Annotated in this window: 17 protein-coding genes; 6 read left to right on the top strand and 11 right to left on the bottom strand. The window is 68.9% G+C overall.

The window, feature by feature from the left end:
* Nucleotides 1–4 precede the first annotated feature (4 nt).
* Nucleotides 5–952 (bottom strand): GlxA family transcriptional regulator, encoded by a 948-nt coding sequence (locus VXM69_RS00495; protein ID WP_034187746.1) that lies wholly within the window; start codon nt 950–952, stop codon nt 5–7.
* A gap of 106 nt (nt 953–1,058) precedes the next feature.
* On the opposite strand from VXM69_RS00495, the gene VXM69_RS00490 reads away from it, so the two are divergent.
* Nucleotides 1,059–1,367 carry a DUF3817 domain-containing protein gene (locus VXM69_RS00490; protein WP_049032938.1) on the top strand — a complete coding sequence of 103 codons (309 nt, stop codon included), beginning with the start codon at nt 1,059–1,061 and terminating at the stop codon, nt 1,365–1,367.
* Nucleotides 1,364–1,765: a CopD family protein gene (locus VXM69_RS00485; protein WP_034187860.1), complete on the top strand. Its 402-nt coding sequence runs from the start codon at nt 1,364–1,366 to the stop codon at nt 1,763–1,765. Before VXM69_RS00490 ends, VXM69_RS00485 begins: the two co-directional genes overlap by 4 nt.
* Before the next feature lie 9 nt (nt 1,766–1,774).
* Here the strand turns inward: VXM69_RS00485 and VXM69_RS00480 are convergent, their stop codons facing one another.
* The 3 genes from VXM69_RS00480 to VXM69_RS00470 all read right to left on the bottom strand — a co-directional run bounded on the left by VXM69_RS00480 (nt 1,775) and on the right by VXM69_RS00470 (nt 5,196).
* A complete protein-coding gene (locus VXM69_RS00480) occupies nt 1,775–2,368 on the bottom strand; it encodes a hypothetical protein (RefSeq protein ID WP_124608540.1) in 594 nt (197 codons plus the stop codon).
* A gap of 224 nt (nt 2,369–2,592) precedes the next feature.
* Nucleotides 2,593–3,981 carry an NCS2 family permease gene (locus VXM69_RS00475; protein WP_034187749.1) on the bottom strand — a complete coding sequence of 463 codons (1,389 nt, stop codon included), beginning with the start codon at nt 3,979–3,981 and terminating at the stop codon, nt 2,593–2,595.
* Nucleotides 3,982–4,518: 537 nt separating this feature from the next.
* The gene (locus tag VXM69_RS00470; RefSeq protein ID WP_059559011.1) at nt 4,519–5,196 is read right to left on the bottom strand and encodes a TetR family transcriptional regulator; all 678 of its coding nucleotides are present in this window, start codon (nt 5,194–5,196) and stop codon (nt 4,519–4,521) included.
* Nucleotides 5,197–5,244: 48 nt separating this feature from the next.
* Here VXM69_RS00470 and VXM69_RS00465 point away from each other — a divergent pair, with 48 nt between their 5' ends.
* A complete protein-coding gene (locus VXM69_RS00465) occupies nt 5,245–5,910 on the top strand; it encodes an O-methyltransferase (RefSeq protein ID WP_034187751.1) in 666 nt (221 codons plus the stop codon).
* Between the two features lie 123 nt (nt 5,911–6,033).
* Here VXM69_RS00465 and VXM69_RS00460 read toward each other — a convergent pair whose 3' ends face one another.
* The 6 genes from VXM69_RS00460 to VXM69_RS00435 all read right to left on the bottom strand — a co-directional run bounded on the left by VXM69_RS00460 (nt 6,034) and on the right by VXM69_RS00435 (nt 11,397).
* Nucleotides 6,034–6,552, bottom strand: a complete 519-nt coding sequence (locus VXM69_RS00460) for a DUF3455 domain-containing protein (protein WP_124608542.1) — start codon at nt 6,550–6,552, stop codon at nt 6,034–6,036.
* Between the two features lie 187 nt (nt 6,553–6,739).
* Nucleotides 6,740–7,855 (bottom strand): alkene reductase, encoded by a 1,116-nt coding sequence (locus tag VXM69_RS00455; RefSeq protein ID WP_226254046.1) that lies wholly within the window; start codon nt 7,853–7,855, stop codon nt 6,740–6,742.
* Between the two features lie 65 nt (nt 7,856–7,920).
* Nucleotides 7,921–8,727 carry a 2,5-didehydrogluconate reductase DkgB gene (gene dkgB, locus VXM69_RS00450; RefSeq protein ID WP_367188786.1) on the bottom strand — a complete coding sequence of 269 codons (807 nt, stop codon included), beginning with the start codon at nt 8,725–8,727 and terminating at the stop codon, nt 7,921–7,923.
* 150 nt (nt 8,728–8,877) lie between these two features.
* On the bottom strand, nt 8,878–9,828 hold the full coding sequence (locus tag VXM69_RS00445; protein ID WP_034187755.1) for an LLM class oxidoreductase: 951 nt from the start codon (nt 9,826–9,828) through the stop codon (nt 8,878–8,880).
* Nucleotides 9,829–9,841: 13 nt separating this feature from the next.
* The gene (locus VXM69_RS00440; protein WP_034187756.1) at nt 9,842–10,165 is read right to left on the bottom strand and encodes a hypothetical protein; all 324 of its coding nucleotides are present in this window, start codon (nt 10,163–10,165) and stop codon (nt 9,842–9,844) included.
* Nucleotides 10,166–10,194: 29 nt separating this feature from the next.
* Nucleotides 10,195–11,397: an MFS transporter gene (locus tag VXM69_RS00435; protein WP_059559000.1), complete on the bottom strand. Its 1,203-nt coding sequence runs from the start codon at nt 11,395–11,397 to the stop codon at nt 10,195–10,197.
* Between the two features lie 100 nt (nt 11,398–11,497).
* Here VXM69_RS00435 and VXM69_RS00430 point away from each other — a divergent pair, with 100 nt between their 5' ends.
* A complete protein-coding gene (locus VXM69_RS00430; protein ID WP_367188785.1) occupies nt 11,498–12,442 on the top strand; it encodes a LysR substrate-binding domain-containing protein in 945 nt (314 codons plus the stop codon).
* Nucleotides 12,443–12,525: 83 nt separating this feature from the next.
* On the opposite strand, the gene zwf is transcribed toward VXM69_RS00430, so the two are convergent.
* A complete protein-coding gene (zwf, locus tag VXM69_RS00425) occupies nt 12,526–14,001 on the bottom strand; it encodes a glucose-6-phosphate dehydrogenase (RefSeq protein ID WP_034187759.1) in 1,476 nt (491 codons plus the stop codon).
* 187 nt (nt 14,002–14,188) lie between these two features.
* Here zwf and VXM69_RS00420 point away from each other — a divergent pair, with 187 nt between their 5' ends.
* A complete protein-coding gene (locus VXM69_RS00420) occupies nt 14,189–14,767 on the top strand; it encodes a TetR/AcrR family transcriptional regulator (protein WP_367188784.1) in 579 nt (192 codons plus the stop codon).
* 171 nt (nt 14,768–14,938) lie between these two features.
* A complete protein-coding gene (locus tag VXM69_RS00415; RefSeq protein WP_034187761.1) occupies nt 14,939–15,814 on the top strand; it encodes an SDR family NAD(P)-dependent oxidoreductase in 876 nt (291 codons plus the stop codon).
* Nucleotides 15,815–15,834: the final 20 nt, after the last annotated feature.

Genomic DNA, 15,834 nt, shown 5'->3' with positions numbered 1-15,834 from the left:
AACGTCATGCGCCGGCGCGTGCGCGGAACGTCTGGCGATAGCGTTGCGGCGACGTGCCGACGATGCGCGCGAACCGTTCGCGAAACGCGGTGACCGAACCGAACCCGGCTTCCGTCGCGACATGTTCGATCGACAGCTCCGTCACCTCCAGCAACTGCTGCGCGTGCCGGACGCGAGCGGTCTGCAGCCATTGGCGCGGCGACGTGCCCGTCTGCGCCTGGAAGCGCCGCGTCAGCGTGCGTACGCTCGTCGACGCCTTGCGGGCCATCGCATCGAGCGTGAGCGGCTTGCGCAGGTTCGCCTGCAGCCAGTCCATCAGGTCTTGCAGCCCGTCGCCGCCGGCAGGCCATTCCGGCGCGATGAACTGCGCCTGCCCGCCTTCGCGCACGCGCGGCGCCACCGCACTGCGTGCGGCGTCGACGGCCACCGCCGCGCCGTAGTCGGCCTGGATCATGTGCAGGCACAGGTCGAGGCCGGCCGCCGCGCCGGCCGACGTCAGGATCTGTCCGTTGTCGACGAACAGCACGTTCGGATCGACGTCGACGTGCGGATGGCGGCGTGCGAGTTCGGCGGCCGCGAGCCAGTGCGTCGTCGCGCGCAGGCCGTCGAGCAGCCCGGCTTCCGCGAGCACGAACGCGCCGCTGCAGATCGACGCGATCCGGCTGCCGCGCGCGGCCGCTTCGCGGAGTGCGGCGAGCACGCGGCGCGGCGTCGGCGCGAGCGGCACGGACGTGCCGGGGACCATGATCGTATCGGCGTTGGCCAGCGCGTCGAGACGAAACGGCGGGCGCAGCTCGAACAGGTCGCCGGCGACGCGCGGCTGCTCGCTGCACACGCGCACGCGGTAGGCGGGCGCGCCGTCGGGCAACCGCACGCGCGCGAACGTGTCGCACGCGATGCCCAGGTCGAACGGGACGACATCGGGCAAGGCGAGAACGGCGACCGTGTGCATGGCGTTCGCGGCCGTGGCCGGAATCCGTTGAAAGATGTCATTCTAGCCAATGGCCGGAACCCGCACCACACGCGACAATCGCGGCGGATCAACCTGGAGCCCGCCGATGACACAAGACGATCGCAACGCGTTGCGGAACCTGCAGTACCTGTCGTTGCTGGAGGCGGCCACGCTCGTCGTGCTGGTGTGCGTCGCCGTGCCGCTCAAGCATCTGGCCGGTTATCCGGCCGCGGTATCGATCATGGGGCCGGTGCATGGCATCGCGTTCGCGATGTACGTGTGGGCGCTCGCCGGCACCGCCTCGAGCGGGCTGTGGAGCGGGCGCGAGGTCGCGCGGCTCGTGCTGTCGGCCGTCGTGCCGTTCGCGGGGCTGGCGAGTGCGGGATGGATCGCGCGCCGGCGGCACGCGCGATGATCTACCTGGTGCTGAAGGCCGTGCATGTGGCGGCTGTCGTCACGTTCGTCGGCGGGCTGCTGATGTTGTCCGTCGGTGTCCGGATCGCGAACCTCGCCGTGCATCGCGCGGTGCGGCGCTGGGATCGCACGGTGACGGCGCCGGCCCTCGCGATCGTCTGGGTCACGGGGATCGCGATCGCGCTGAGCGGTCACTGGTTCGGCGCGGCGTGGCTGTCGGCGAAGCTTGCCGTCGTCGTCGCGCTGTCGGCGCTGCACGGCATGCTGGCCGGCACGCTGCGGCGCATGGCGCGCGACGATCTCGCCGTCGCGCCGGCGGCGTGGCTCGGGCAGGCGGCGGGCGCGGTCGTCGCCGCGGCTGCGATCGTCGTCGGGCTGGTCGTGATCAAGCCGTTCTGACCGGCCGGCTCAGGCCAGCGCCGTCTCCACCGCCGCGAGCGTGCGGCGCCGGATCCAGCCGCTCCCCAGCCGGATCGCGAGCCAGTACGGCGTGAGTAGCCAGCGCGTGCGCTCGCTCGGGCAGTGGATGAACGTTTCCGTGCGCAGCATGTGCGCGCCCGAGGCGAGCCCGACGACCTCGAACCGGAGCACCAGCTTCGCATCGCGCGGGTCGTCGTGCCGGACGAAGGCGGCGGCATCGGCGATGGCGCGCACGTCGGGCGCGGGACGCCAGAAGCGGCCGACGAGGCCGAGCGACAGCGACGTGTCGTCGCGATGCAGCGGCGTGAATGCATGGAGGCCGAAGCGTTCGCGTTCGCGTCGCGTGGTGCCGCGGCACAGCGAGGCGGCAAGCGCGGCCGGGAATTCGCGGAGGCTGAGCAGCGTATCGACGACCGGATCCGTGCGCATGTCGATCGCGGAGACCGCATCGATGATGCGCGCCGGATCGGCATCGATCGGCTTCGATTCGTGTATTTCGTAAAAGCCGAACGACGGGATGAACGGCGGCTTGCGCGCCGAGGTCCTGCTGTCCGATTCGGAGACGATGCCGAGCGCGTTCATGTCTGCTCCGGAACACAAAACGCGATCGTAGCACCGGCGGCGGATTCGCAGCGCGGCGGCAGTGCGGCGGCGATGCGGCGCTTCGCCGCGTCGCGCGCACCGGCAAAAAAAGCCTGGAAACTCGCGTTCCCAGGCCTGGAGACCATCAACGATGATGGTGGAGGAGACGTCATCGTCCCGATGCGCGCCGCCCTTCTGCAGGCGACGTCGCGCATGTGTCGCGGTCAGATGGCCCAGCCGCCGAGATAGAAGGCGACGAGCACGGCCGCGATGAGCACGGTGCCGACGTTGAGCTTGCGGAATTCGCCGCTCGCGATGCGGCCGATCACGAGCGTCGAGAAGCCGAGCATGATGCCTGTCACGATGTTCGCGGTCAGCACGATGAACACCGCGCACACGAGGCCCGACATCGCATCGACCATGTCGTCCATGTGCAGCTTGCTCACGCTGCCGAGCATCAGCAGGCCGACGTACATCAGCGCGGGTGCGGTGGCGTACGACGGCACCAGGCCCGCGAGCGGCGAAAAGAACATCACGACGAGGAACAGCAGGCCGACCACGGCGGCTGCCAGGCCCGTCTTCGCGCCGGCGGCCACGCCGACGCTTGACTCGATGTAGGCCGCCGCCGGCGCGCCGCCGAGGAAACCGGAGAAGATCGAGCTGATCGAGTCGGCCGTCAGCGCGCGGCCGCCGTTGATGATGCGGCCGTTCTCGTCGAGCTGGCCGGCCTGCCCGGCGACCGCGCGGATCGTGCCGGTCGCGTCGAACACGGCGGTCATCACGAGTGCCAGCACGCTCGGCAGCACGGCCATCGACAGCGCGCCCTTGATGTCCATCGCGCCGATCAGCGATTCGTGCCCCGGTGCGCTCAGCGACGGCAGCGCGAAGATGCCGTGGTACTTCACGGCCGGATCGAAGATCAGGCCGAAGATCGAGATCGCGATCACGACGAGCAGGATGCCGCCCGGCACGCGGCGCTTCTCGAGGCCGAAGATCGCGGCGAGGCCGACGATCGACATGATGACCGGAAGTGCGGTGATCTGGCCGAGCGAGACCGGCAGGCCGGCGCCCGGGTTCTTGATCACGAGGCCGACGTCGTTCGACGCGATCAGCAGCAGGAACAGGCCGATGCCGATGCCCGTGCCGTGCGCGACACCCGCGGGCAGGTTGCGCAGGATCCACGAACGCACGCCGGTGACCGAGATGCCGGTGAACACGAGGCCCATCAGGAACACCGCGCCGAGCGCGACCGTCGGATGCAGGCCCTTGCCGAGCACGAGGCCGAACGCGGTGAACGCGGTCAGCGAGATCGCGCAGCCGATCGCGATCGGCAGTTTCGCCCACAGGCCCATCAGCAGCGAGCCGAACGCGGTGGTGAGGCAGACCGCGACGAACACGGCGCTCGTGTCGAAGCCGGCCTTGCCGAACATGCCGGGCACGACGAACACGGAATAGACCATCGCGAGGAAGGTGGTGACGCCGGCAATGATCTCGCGGCGCTGCGTGCTGCCGCGCGACGAAATGCCGAAGTACCGGTCGATCACTCCCGGGGTGCCAAAGTCCGTTTCTGCCGCGCCGACGTCGACCGTCGGCTGCACCGGGGTATCACTCATGAGCTTGCTCCTTTATCAGCATGCTGAAACGGCTCGTCGCGAACCGTCGTCAGGGTGTCTCGTATCTAGTTGGGATTGTTCGGCAACGTCGTGGGGACGAATGACGCGTGATGCGTGTCGTTACGCGCGAATCGAAACGATCGCGAGGGTGTCGCGCCGGACGACGCGTGGTGAGGGCGATCCCGTCACGTGTGCTTTGCCGTAGCGAAGGTTAGGCGAGCGGCCCATCACGTCCCATCGGGGGAAGAGCATGCAGCGCATGTCGCAGCGCTTATATCGGCGTGCAACGGGGCTTCGATGCGGCGACACGCGTGTATACGCCTAGTTCGAATCCGTTAAGGCGACTATTTGAATGCGGGGTCGACGGGCCCGGCGGAAGCGGTTGAGGTATCGAATATTACGAGTATCTTTCATCGGGGCTGCGCACGCGCAAGCGAACGGCGGCGGGCGGCGCGACCTGCGGCCATGCGCCAGCGGCAGCCGGATGATACCGGTGCCGCGCGCGGCTTGCGCGCACGCCTTTCGGCGCTCGTCGTGTCAGGCGCGCGCGAGATGCGCGAGGTACGCGCAGAACATGTCGGCCATCGCGGCCGAATAGGCGTCGATTTCCGCCGGCGTGCGCGCGGTTTCGGAGAAGGTCTTGCCGCCCGACGTGAGCGTCGTCATGACCAGTTCGCAGGCGAGCGCGTGCGTGGCGTCGGGCACGCCGGGCAGCGCTTCGCGCATGAACGCGTTGAAGACCCGGTGGCCCTCCGTCCGCACTGCCTGCGCCTCGGGGGCGTCGCGATAGAGCGGCGCGGCGTCGTCGAGTGCGATGCGCATGCCCGCCTCGTCGCATTCCGAGCGGATGAACGCATGGACGGCCGTGCGCAGCCGCTCGGGCGGCGTTTTTCGCGTGTCCTGCAGTATCCGGCACAGCATGTCGGACGTCTGCCGCCATTCGTCGTGCTGCAGCCGGAACAGCACGGACGCCTTGTTCGGGAAGTACTGGTACAGCGAGCCGACGCTCACGCCGGCGCGCTCGGCGACGCGCGCCATCGTGAAGCGCTGCGCGCCTTCGGCGGCCAAAACCTGAATAGCGGCCTGGAGAACGTCTTCGACGAGACGGGTCGAGCGCGCCTGCCGAGGCAGCCTGCGCGTGGCGATCGGGGCGTTGCGGCGGTCGGTCATGGGCGGTTGGCCAATGCGAATAGCAAAACATGAATAGTTCGTCATATTCTAGTCGGGCGCACTGACGCACTCAACCTGACACTGGAGAACCGCATGACCACCCTGATTCACGACCCGCTGGCGTCGCTGCTCGCGCGCCTGTTCGACGAAGCCGAGGCGTCGTCGCCCGCGACGAGCCCCGGCTTCGCCGGCGTGTCGCGCGACGAGCAAGCGCGGCTGATGCGCAGCAAGACGGACTACGCCGATCTGTATGCGCGCCTGAAGGACTATCCGCTGGCCGTGTCGCGCGAGACGGGCTCGCTGCTGTACATGCTCGCGCGCAGCGGCGGCGCGCGGGCGATCGTCGAATTCGGCACGTCGTTCGGCATCTCGACGCTGCATCTCGCGGCCGCATTGCGCGACAACGGCGGCGGCCGGTTGATCACGAGCGAGTTCGAGCCGTCGAAGGTCATGCGCGCACAAGCGAACCTGGCCGCGGCCGGGCTCGCCGATCTCGTCGAGATTCGCGAGGGCGACGCGCTGCGCACGCTGGCCGTCGATCTGCCGGATGCGGTCGACCTGTTGCTGCTCGACGGCGCGAAGGCGCTGTATCCGGAAATCCTGGCGCGGGTCGAGCCGCACCTCAGAACGGGGGCGTTCGTCGTGGCCGACAACGCGGAATACAGCCCCGACTACCTCGCGTACGTGCGCGCGCCGGAAAACGGCTATCTGTCGGTGCCGTTCGGCGGCGACGTCGAGTTGTCGATGCGGATCGGCTGAGCAGCCGGAACGAAGATGCCGGCGGTTTCACGCATCCGGGCCTGAAAGATAGGAAAACTGATTAACTGGTCGCGGGGGTGAACGGTACCGGGGTGATGCCCGGTGCCCGCGCCGCCGCGCGCATCACTTCAGGAACACGTATCGCGCGAAGTACGGGAAGCGCCCGACCGCGTGCTCGGTCGGGCACGATGCGGCCGGCGGCGTGCCGCCCGCCGTGTCGAGCCGCTGCACGAAGCGCACGCCGGCAAGCGTGCCCGTGGCGGCCGGCGTCGCCGCGAGCAGCAGTTGCGGAATGCTGGCGGGGCTCGCGCTCGGCGCTTCCGCGAGTTTCTTGCCGGTGATGCGGCTGCCGTCGAGCGCCTCCCACGACGGCCCCGCGCCATGCCGCACGACGAGCGTGCCGCCGCCGTCGAACAGCGTCGCCTCCGGACGCTGGAAGGCCCACGCGAGCCGATGGTCGGCATCGTATTCGCACGAATAGATCTGCACGCCGGTCGCGGTGGTCGACAGTACCGGCGCGGCCGGCGCCGGCGGCGCGAGGCCGGCAGCGTCGTCGGCCCGCGCCGGTGCGGCGAAGGCCGCCAGGGAAAGACCGGCCGCCAGGGCCAGCAGCATGTCGCGTGTCGGGGAACGGCTTGGCATGGCGGAGCGTCCTTTCAGGTCGGGTGGCGGTCGTGCGGAGGGGATCCTGTCAACGTTAGACGCCGAATGCACAGGCCGCCATTCGGAAATGACAATCGCGGCGATAGCGGCCGCGATCGTCGGGGGGGCGCAGGCGCGATCAGCGGATCGCGACCGGGTCGATGTCGACCTGCGTGGAGGACGGCGGTCAGGCCGCGGCTTGCGCGAGCGTCGGATAGTCGGTCAGGCCCCGGGCGCCGCCGCCGAACAGCGTGTTGCGGTCGTGCGGCGCGAGCGCGGCGCCGGTGCGCAGGCGTTCGGGCAGGTCGGGGTTCGCGACGAACGGGCGGCCGAACGCAATGAGGTCGGCCCAGCCGGCGGCGATCGCCTCGCGTGCGCGCTCGGCGGTGTACGCGCCGGCGTAGATCAACACGCCCGGGTAGGCGGCACGCAGTTGCTGCTTGAAGGCGACCGGCATCAGCGGCGCGTCGTCCCAGTCGGCTTCCGCGATGTGCAGGTAGCCGACGCCGAGTTCGCCGAGCAGCTTCGCGGCCGCGAGATAGGTCGTTTCCGGATCGTCGTCGACGCAACCGTTCAGCGTGGTCAGCGGCGCGAGGCGGATGCCGACGCGCGCGGCGTCGCCGGTGCCGTCGATCAGCGCCTGCGTGACTTCGCGCAGGAAGCGCAGCCGGTTGTCGAGCGAGCCGCCGTATGCGTCGGTGCGCGTGTTGGCGTTCGAATCGATGAACTGGTTCACGAGGTAGCCGTTCGCGCCGTGCAGCTCGACGCCGTCGAAGCCGGCCTCGATCGCGTGGCGCGCGGCGGCGCGGTACTGGTCGACGATCTCGCGGATCTCGTCGATCGACAGCGCGCGCGGCTCGGATGCCTGCACGAAGCCCGGCGTGCTGCCGTCTTCACCGGCGATGAACACGTTTACGCCCTTCGCCTGGATCGGCGACGACGATACGGGTTGCGCGCCGCCGAGCAGGCTCGTATGGCTCAACCGGCCGACGTGCCACAGCTGCGCGAAGATGCGGCCGTGCGCGGCATGCACGGCGTCGGTCACCTTGCGCCAGCCGGCGACCTGCGACGGCGTGTGAATGCCGGGCGTCCACGCGTAGCCCTTGCCGAGCGGTGCGATATAGGTGCCTTCGCTGACGATCAGGCCCGCACTCGCGCGCTGCGCGTAATACGCGGCCATCAGGTCGTTGGCTTCGTCGCCGGGCTGGCTCGCGCGCGAGCGCGTCATCGGCGGCATCACGATGCGGTTCGGCAGCATCAGCGCGCCGAGTTGCAGCGGTTGAAAAAGCGGGTCCTGGGTCATGGTGGTGTCCTGTGGATGCCGCGGCCGGCTGGCCGCGGACGGGTCGATGAGGCGGGGCGGCGCGCTTAGTCCCACTGCGGCGCGAGGCCGGCCGGGTCGACTTCGCGGCCGTTGCGCTCGAGCGCGGCGATCTGCGCCATGTCTTCGTCGGTGAGGCGCAGCGTCTGCGCGAGCAGGTTGCTTGCGAGGTTTTCGCGCTTCGTCGACGACGGAATCACCGAGTAGCCGAGCCGCAGCGCCCACGCAAGCGCGACCTGGGCGGGCGTCGCTTCGTGACGGCGGGCGATCGCGCCGAGCACCGGGTCGCCGAGCACCTTGCCGTACGCGAGCGTCATGTACGACGTCACGTGGATGCCTTCGCCGTTCAGGAACTCGACGAGCTTGCGGTTCTGCAGGTACGGGCTCAGTTCGATCTGGTTCGTGGCGATCGCCTCCTTGCCGACGGCCGCGATCGCTTCCTTCGTCAGTTCGATGTTGAAGTTCGAGATGCCGATCTGGCGCGTGAGGCCTTTCGCCTTGGCGTCGGCGAGTGCGGTCATGAACGCCTGGATCGATACGCCGTTGCCCGGGGCCGGCCAGTGGATCAGCGTCAGGTCGACATGGTCGGTGCGCAGCTTGCGCAGGCTGTCTTCCAGGCTTGCGCCCAGCTTTTCCGGCGCGTAGTTGTCGACCCAGATCTTCGTGGTCAGGAACAGGTCTTCGCGGCGCACGCCCGAGGCGGCGATCGCTTCGCCGACTTCGGCTTCGTTGCCGTAGATCTGCGCGGTGTCGACCGCGCGGTAGCCGACTTCGAGGCCGTTGCGGACCGAGTCGATGACAACCTGGCCTTGCAGGCGGAAGGTACCGAGGCCGAATGCGGGAATCTTGCTCATCACGTGCTCCTGGGAGGGTGAAACGATTACGGGTCAGGCGTCATTCTGGCGTCTTGGACTGATGAAATAAACGCCTATAGAAGTCAATGATATTTGACTTGAAATCAAATATAAGTCCTGCGGCGGGCCCGCCGCAGGCCGTTGCCGGCCTTATGCGGCGCGCGTCTGCACGTTCGTCGCCGGATGAAAGACGGGCAGCACGTCCGATGCGATCTCGGCCATCGTCTCGTCGAGCGGGCGGCGGTTGCGGCGGAAATGCAGGCCGATGTGCCGCACGCCCGCGTCGCGCATCGCCGCCAGTTCTTCCGTCAGCGCGATGCGGCCCGCGCGGGCGCCGAAGCGGTGCCGCTGCAGCGGCTCGTGCGGATCGTCCGCGAGGTCGAGATGGATGAAGCTCACGTACGGCTTGTCGCCGGCCACCGCGCGCCAGTTCGCGGCGCGCTGCGCGTGGTCGGCCGGCGTGCCCGGATACGCGAGGCAGCCGTCCATGTGCTCGCCGATCCACGCGGGCGTCTGCTGCGCAAGGCCCGCGACGAGCAGCGGCACCGGCGAACGGGCGACCGGCAGCACGTCGAGGCCGGGCGGCAGGTGGCCGCGCGCGCCGTCGCGCAGCAGCGCGATCTGGTCGCGGAAATTCGCGCCGCGCGACGCGAAATCGCGGCCGAACAGCGGATACTCGACCGGCCGGTCGCCGCTCGCGACGCCGAGCATCAGGCGGCCGCCGCTCAGTTCCTGGATCGTCGCGGCCGATTTCAGCGTCAGCAGCGGCTCGCGCAGCGGCAGCACGACGGCTGCCGTGCCGAGCAGGATGTCGTTCGTGATGCCGGCGAGGTAGCCGAGATACGAGAACGTTTCGAACACCTGCGCGGCGTCGCCGAACGACGGGTCGTATACCGGCACGTCGCGTACCCAGAGCGCGCGGAAGCCGAGCGTGTCGGCCAGTTGCGCGAGCTCCGCGTGGATCTCCAGGTCGGGCACGCCGGGGCGGCGGCCCTGGTGCTGGCGCTTCGCGTCGCCGGCCGGCGACCAGTCGTTGTCGAGCGGCAGTTCGATGCCGACGCTGAAGCCGCCGTCGGCGAGTTTCTCGAGTGAGGTGGACATGTTCGGGCTCCGTTCAGACCGCGCGCAGGCTGCCTGCGAGGCGGTGGAAATCGAGCGACGGCGCGGTGAAGAACGCGCGCGACGTGCCGGCGGCGAAATCGTCGATGTGCACGACCGTCGCGCGGTCGGCTTCCTGCCACGCGATCGCATAGGTCTCGCCGGCGACGGGCTGCCACGCGTATTCGACTTCCCCCTTCGCGCCCGCGTACGGGCCTTCGGTGATCTCGTAGCGCATGTGGAGGCCGTCCTCGTCGTACGCGTTGAGCGCGGTGAGGCCGTCGTAACGGACTTCGAAAGTCTTGCCGGCGAACGGCGGACGTCGGGTCGATGCGTTCATGCGGGTGGACTCCTGCAAAAAAGTGACGTTCAGTGGGCGAGTTCGACGGGTTCCGCCGTGCGTTCCGGCAGCCCGTGGCGACGGTCGAGGCGGCCGCTCAGCGCGGTGAGCGCGAATGCGCCGAGCGTGACGACGGCGGCGATCCACGGCGTGTGGCCGAGGCCGACGTTCGCGACGATCAGGCCGCCGAGCGACGAGCCGCCGGCCACGCCGAGGTTGAACGCGGCGATGTTGAAGCCCGAGGCGACGTCGGCGGCGTCCGGCGCGAAGTGGCGCGCCTGCTTGACGACGTACACCTGCAGCCCCGGCACGTTGCCGAACGCGACCGCCCCCCAGGCGAGCATCGTCAGCACCGCGAGCCATTTCACGTGGATCGTGAAGGTCAGCGCGAGCAGCACGATCGCGAGCAGCAGGAAGATCCGCTTGAGCGCCTTCACGGGGCCGACGGCATCCGCGAGCTTGCCGCCCCACACGTTGCCGAACGCGACCGACACGCCGTAGCCGACGAGCACGAGGCTGACCTGCGACGGCGTGAAGCCGGCGATCTGTTCGAGCAGCGGCGCCATGTACGTGAACGCGATCAGCGAGCCGCCGTAGCCGACGGCCGTCATCGCGAAGACGAGCAGCAGCCGCGGCTGGGCCAGCACGCGCAGCTGGCGGGCGAGCGGCGCCGGCGGCGTCCGCGGCAGCCCGCGCGGCACGAAGGCGACTGCGCCGAGGAACGCGACGAGGCCGAACAGCGCGACGATCAGGAACGTCGCGCGCCAGCCGAAGTGCTGGCCGATGAAGGTGCCGAGCGGAATACCGGCGACGAACGCGACGGTCATCCCGCTGAACATCGTCGCGATCGCGCTCGCGGCCTTGTCCTTCGGCACGAGCGTCGTCGCGATGATCGAGCCGACCGAGAAGAACACGCCGTGCGCGAGGCCGGTGAGGACGCGCGCGACGATCAGCGATTCGTAGCCCGGTGCCTGCCAGGCGACGAGGTTGCCGACGGTGAAGAGGGCCATCAGCCCGGCGAGCAGCGTCTTGCGCGGCACGCGGCCGGTGAGCGCGGTGAGCAGCGGCGCGCCGATGGCGACGCTCAGGGCATAGAGGCTGACGAGCAGGCCGGCCGACGGCAGGCTGACGCCGAGATCGGCGCCGATCGTCGGGATCAGCCCGACGATCACGAACTCGGTCGTGCCGATGGCAAACGCGCTGATGGTCAGCGCAAGCAGGGCGAGTGGCATGGTGGATCCTGGTTCCGGTAAGGATGGATCGCAGTGTGCCGACTTTACTTTTGCGGAAAAACTGGTCTATAAACCAAATTGTTTTGATTTCAGATCAACAATGAAGATCACGCTCGACGAACTCCACGCCTTTGCCGCCGTGGTCGACACCGGCTCGATCACCGCCGCGTCCCAGCAGCTCGACCTCACCGTGTCGGCGACGAGCCGCACGCTCGCGCGGCTCGAGGAGAAGCTGAAGACCACGCTGCTGCGCCGGACCACGCGCCGGCTCGAACTGACCGAGGAGGGGCGTGCGTTCCTGCAGGATGCGCGCGCGATCATCGAATCGGTCGAGAATGCGGAGGAGCAGATGCTCGCGCGGCGCGAGATGCCGTCCGGGCGCCTGCGCGTCGACGCCGCGACGCCGTTCATGCTGCACGTGATCGTGCCGCTCGTGCGCGGCTACCGCGCACGCTTCCCGAAGGTCGAGCTGGAGCTGAACAGCAACGAGGGCATCATCGACCTGCTGGAGCGGCGTACCGACGTCGCGATCCGGATCGGCCGGTTGAAGGATTCGACGCTGCACAGCCGGCGCATCGGCAACAGCCGGCTGCGCATTCTGGCGAGCCCCGCCTATATCGAAGCGCACGGCCAGCCGCGCAAGGTCGAGGAGCTCGCCAGGCACGCGCTGCTCGGCTTCACGCAGCCCGAGTCGTTGAACGTGTGGCCGATCCTCGGCGCCGACGGCGAAGCGTGCCGCATCGAGCCGGACGTCAGTTCGTCGAGCGGCGAGACGCTGCGGCAGCTCGCGCTGGAGGGCGCGGGCGTCGTCTGCCTGTCGGATTTCATGACCGCGCAGGATCGCGAGGCGGGGCGGCTCGTGCAGGTGCTCGCGCGTCAGACGCTCGAGGTCGAGCAGCCGATCCATGCGGTGTATTACCGCAATACCGCGATCTCGTCGCGGATTGCGTCGTTCGTCGACTACATGATCGAGGTGCTGGGTGGCAGCAACGGCGGCGGCGGGACGCCGACGCGGCGCAAGGCCGCGTGGCTGGAGCCGCAGTAGCGGCGCCTCGCGGACGGGAAGACGGCGGGCGCCGCCCCCATTGATCCGGCGTGCCGCGCGGGCGGCACGCCGTCATGCGGCCGTTACGCCTCTTCGGCCCAGGACATCCCGTCGCGCGCGAGCAGCGCCGACGAAGCGGCCGGCCCGAACGTGCCGGCCGTATAGAGGCGCGGCCGGTCGCCGAGCTGCTTCCAGCCGTCGAGAATCGGCTCGACCCACGTCCACGCGGCTTCGAGCTCGTCGCGACGCATGAAGTGCGTGAGGCGGCCGCGGATCACGTCGATCAGCAGCCGTTCGTACGCTTCCGCGCGCCGCTCCGGAATCGCCTGCTGCAGGTCGAGGTTCAGGTTGACCGGCACCATGTTCATCCCGCTGCCCGGTTCCTTCGCGAGCATCTGCAGCTGGATCGACTCTTCCGGCTGGAGCTGGATCACGAGGCGGTTGCCGTAATGGCGCGGGCCGTTCGGGATGATCGAGAACGGCATGTCGGCGAACTCGACCACGATTTCCGACTGGCGGCGCTGCAGCCGCTTGCCGGTGCGCAGGAAGAACGGCACGTTCGCCCAGCGCCAGTTGTTGATGTGCGCGCGCAGCGCGACGAAGGTTTCCGCGCGGCTGTCCGCCGGCACGTTGTCTTCCTCGAGGTAACCCTTCACCGGCTGGCCGTCGACCGCGCCGGCCGTGTACTGGCCGCGCACCGTGTCGCGCGCGACGTCCGACAGCGACATCGGCCGCAGCGAGCGCAGTACCTTCAGCTTCTCGTCGCGCACCGCGTCCGGGTCGAGCGACACGGGCGGCTCCATCGCGACGATGCACAGCAGCTGCAGCAGGTGGTTCTGCACCATGTCGCGCAGCGCGCCCGTATGGTCGTAGAAGCCCGCGCGGCTGCCGACGCCGACCGTCTCCGCCACCGTGATCTGCACGCTGCGGATGTTCGGCGCCTGCCACAGCGGCCCGAAGATCGGGTTGCCGAAGCGCAGGACCATCAGGTTCTGCACGGTTTCCTTGCCGAGATAGTGGTCGATCCGATAGATCTGCGATTCCTCGAAGTGCTTGCCGACCGCATTGTTGATCGCCTTCGCGGACGCAAGATCGTGGCCCAGCGGTTTTTCGAGGACGACGCGCGAGCGCGCGTCGACCAGGTGCGCGGCCGACAGGTTGTCGCAGATCGTCGTGAACAGCTCCGGCGACGTCGACAGGTAGAACACGCGGATCGCCTCGCCGCGCGCCGCTTCGGCGAGGCGCTGGTAGTCGTCGGGCGCGTTCACGTCGATCAGCACGTACTTGAAGAGATCGAGGAAGCGGCTCCACGCGTCGGCGTCGAACGCCTTCGCGTCGATGAACGGGCGCGACTGCTCGTCCATGAACTTGCGATAGCCGTCGATGCCCCAGTCGCGGCGGCCGACGGCGATGATGCGCGTCTCGGGCGGAAGATTGCAGTGCAGGTGCGCCATGTACAGCGCGGGCAACAGCTTGCGGGCGGCCAGGTCGCCGCCGCCGCCGAAGATGATCATGTCGACGGGCCGGTCGGCCGCGGTCTGGGTAGGCTGATTCGTCATGGGAGGTTCGCGGTTTGAAGCGGTGAACGTGAAACGAACGTCGAGGGCGCCGGGCGCCGGCACTGCAAAACCCTAATAGTGCACGGTTTTGATGGATCGCGTGTGCGTTCGCCCGGATGTAACAGCGCTTGCGTTCCGGATGAAGGCTTGATTATGATTGAGTGCTCACTCATTAAAGGAATCGAACGTGGCTCGACCGCGCAGTCCCGACAAGCACGAAGCCATCCTCGCCGCCGCCGCCCGCGCGCTCGCCGAGGACGGCGCCACTGCGACCACCGCGCGCATCGCGCGGCTCGCCGGCGTGGCGGAAGGCACGGTGTTCACCTACTTCGAGACCAAGGATGCGTTGCTGAACGCGCTGTACCTGAGCCTGAAGGCCGACATGCGTGAAGCGATGATGACCGGATTTCCGGAACACGCGCCGGTCGAGCAGGCGGTGCGGCATGCGTGGAACGGCTATGTGTCGTGGGGCGTCGCGAATCCGGACGGGCGGCGCGCGCTGCAGCAGCTTGGCGTGAGCGGGCGCATCGACGACGCGCATCACGCGGCCGGCGCCGAAGGCTTCGGCGGAATCAGCACGCTGCTGCGCGAGCAGGTTGCCGCGTCGGGCGCGCTGAACCGCGACGAAGCGCATGCGTTCTGCGCGGCATTGTTTACGTCGATCGCGGAAACGGCGATGGAGTCGATCGCGCGCGATCCGGCACGGGCGGATGCCTATCGGGAAGCCGGGTTTCGTGCGTTGTGGGCCGTGCTGCACGCGGTGTGAGTGAAGGATTGCCGTCGTGGCGGCGCGTGCGGTTGCGCGTGTCGCGGCGGCGGCCGGCGGTGCGTTTCGGGCAGGGTGATGCAGGTCATGAAGGACCGAATCGTCGCCCTTATTAATGAGTGAGTAATCATTCATTTTTTTTGTGATTTCACCACGATCAAGGAGTGGAACATGTCGAAAGTCTGGTTGGTAACGGGGGCCGCGCGCGGCCTGGGGCGAGCGATTTCGGAAGCGGTGCTCGCGGCGGGCGACCGGCTGGTGGCCGGCGCCCGCGATCCGGCGCGGCTGGCCGATCTGGCCGAGCGGTACGGCGACCGGCTGCTGACGGTCGCACTCGACGTCACCGACGAAGCGGCGGCCGCGCAGGCCGTCGCGGCCGCACAGGCGGCGTTCGGCCGTATCGACGTGCTGGTGAACAACGCGGGTTACGGCCATACGGCGCCATTCGAGCAGATGGGCGCCGACGACTTCCGCGATCAGATCGAAACGAACCTGTTCGGCGTGATCAACCTGACGCGCGCGGTGCTGCCGACGCTGCGTGCGCAGCGTGCGGGGCACATCTTCCAGGTGTCGTCGGTCGGCGGGCGCACGTCGACGCCCGGGTTGTCCGCGTATCAGGCCGCGAAGTGGGCGGTCGGCGGGTTCAGCGACGTGCTCGCGAAGGAAGTCGCGCCGTTCGGCGTGCGCGTGTGCACGCTCGAACCGGGCGGGATGCGCACCGAATGGGCCGCGCAGGCGAAGCGCGACATCGACGAGCTGCTGCCCGACTACCAGCCGTCGGTCGGGAGGATTCTCGAGCTGCTCGGCACGTATGGCGGCCACGAGGTCGGCGACCCCGCGCGGATCGCGGCGCTGATCGTCGAGTTGTCGCGCCGCGACGATGTGCCGCTGCGTCTGCTGCTCGGCGGCGATGCGCTGTACGTGTGCGAGCAGGCGGAAACGCAGCGCGCGGAAGAGGCGGCGCGGTGGCGCGATGCGACGCTGTCGACGATGTTTCCGGATGCGAGGCTGCCCGACGGGCTCGATGCGCTGAAGGCGGTCGACTGAGCGATGCCGCGGGGGGCTGC

It is taken from the genome of Burkholderia sp. Ed8 (assembly GCF_040761425.1).
GTDB lineage: Bacteria > Pseudomonadota > Gammaproteobacteria > Burkholderiales > Burkholderiaceae > Burkholderia > Burkholderia seminalis.
This window is presented reverse-complemented; position numbering and strand designations above follow the sequence as displayed.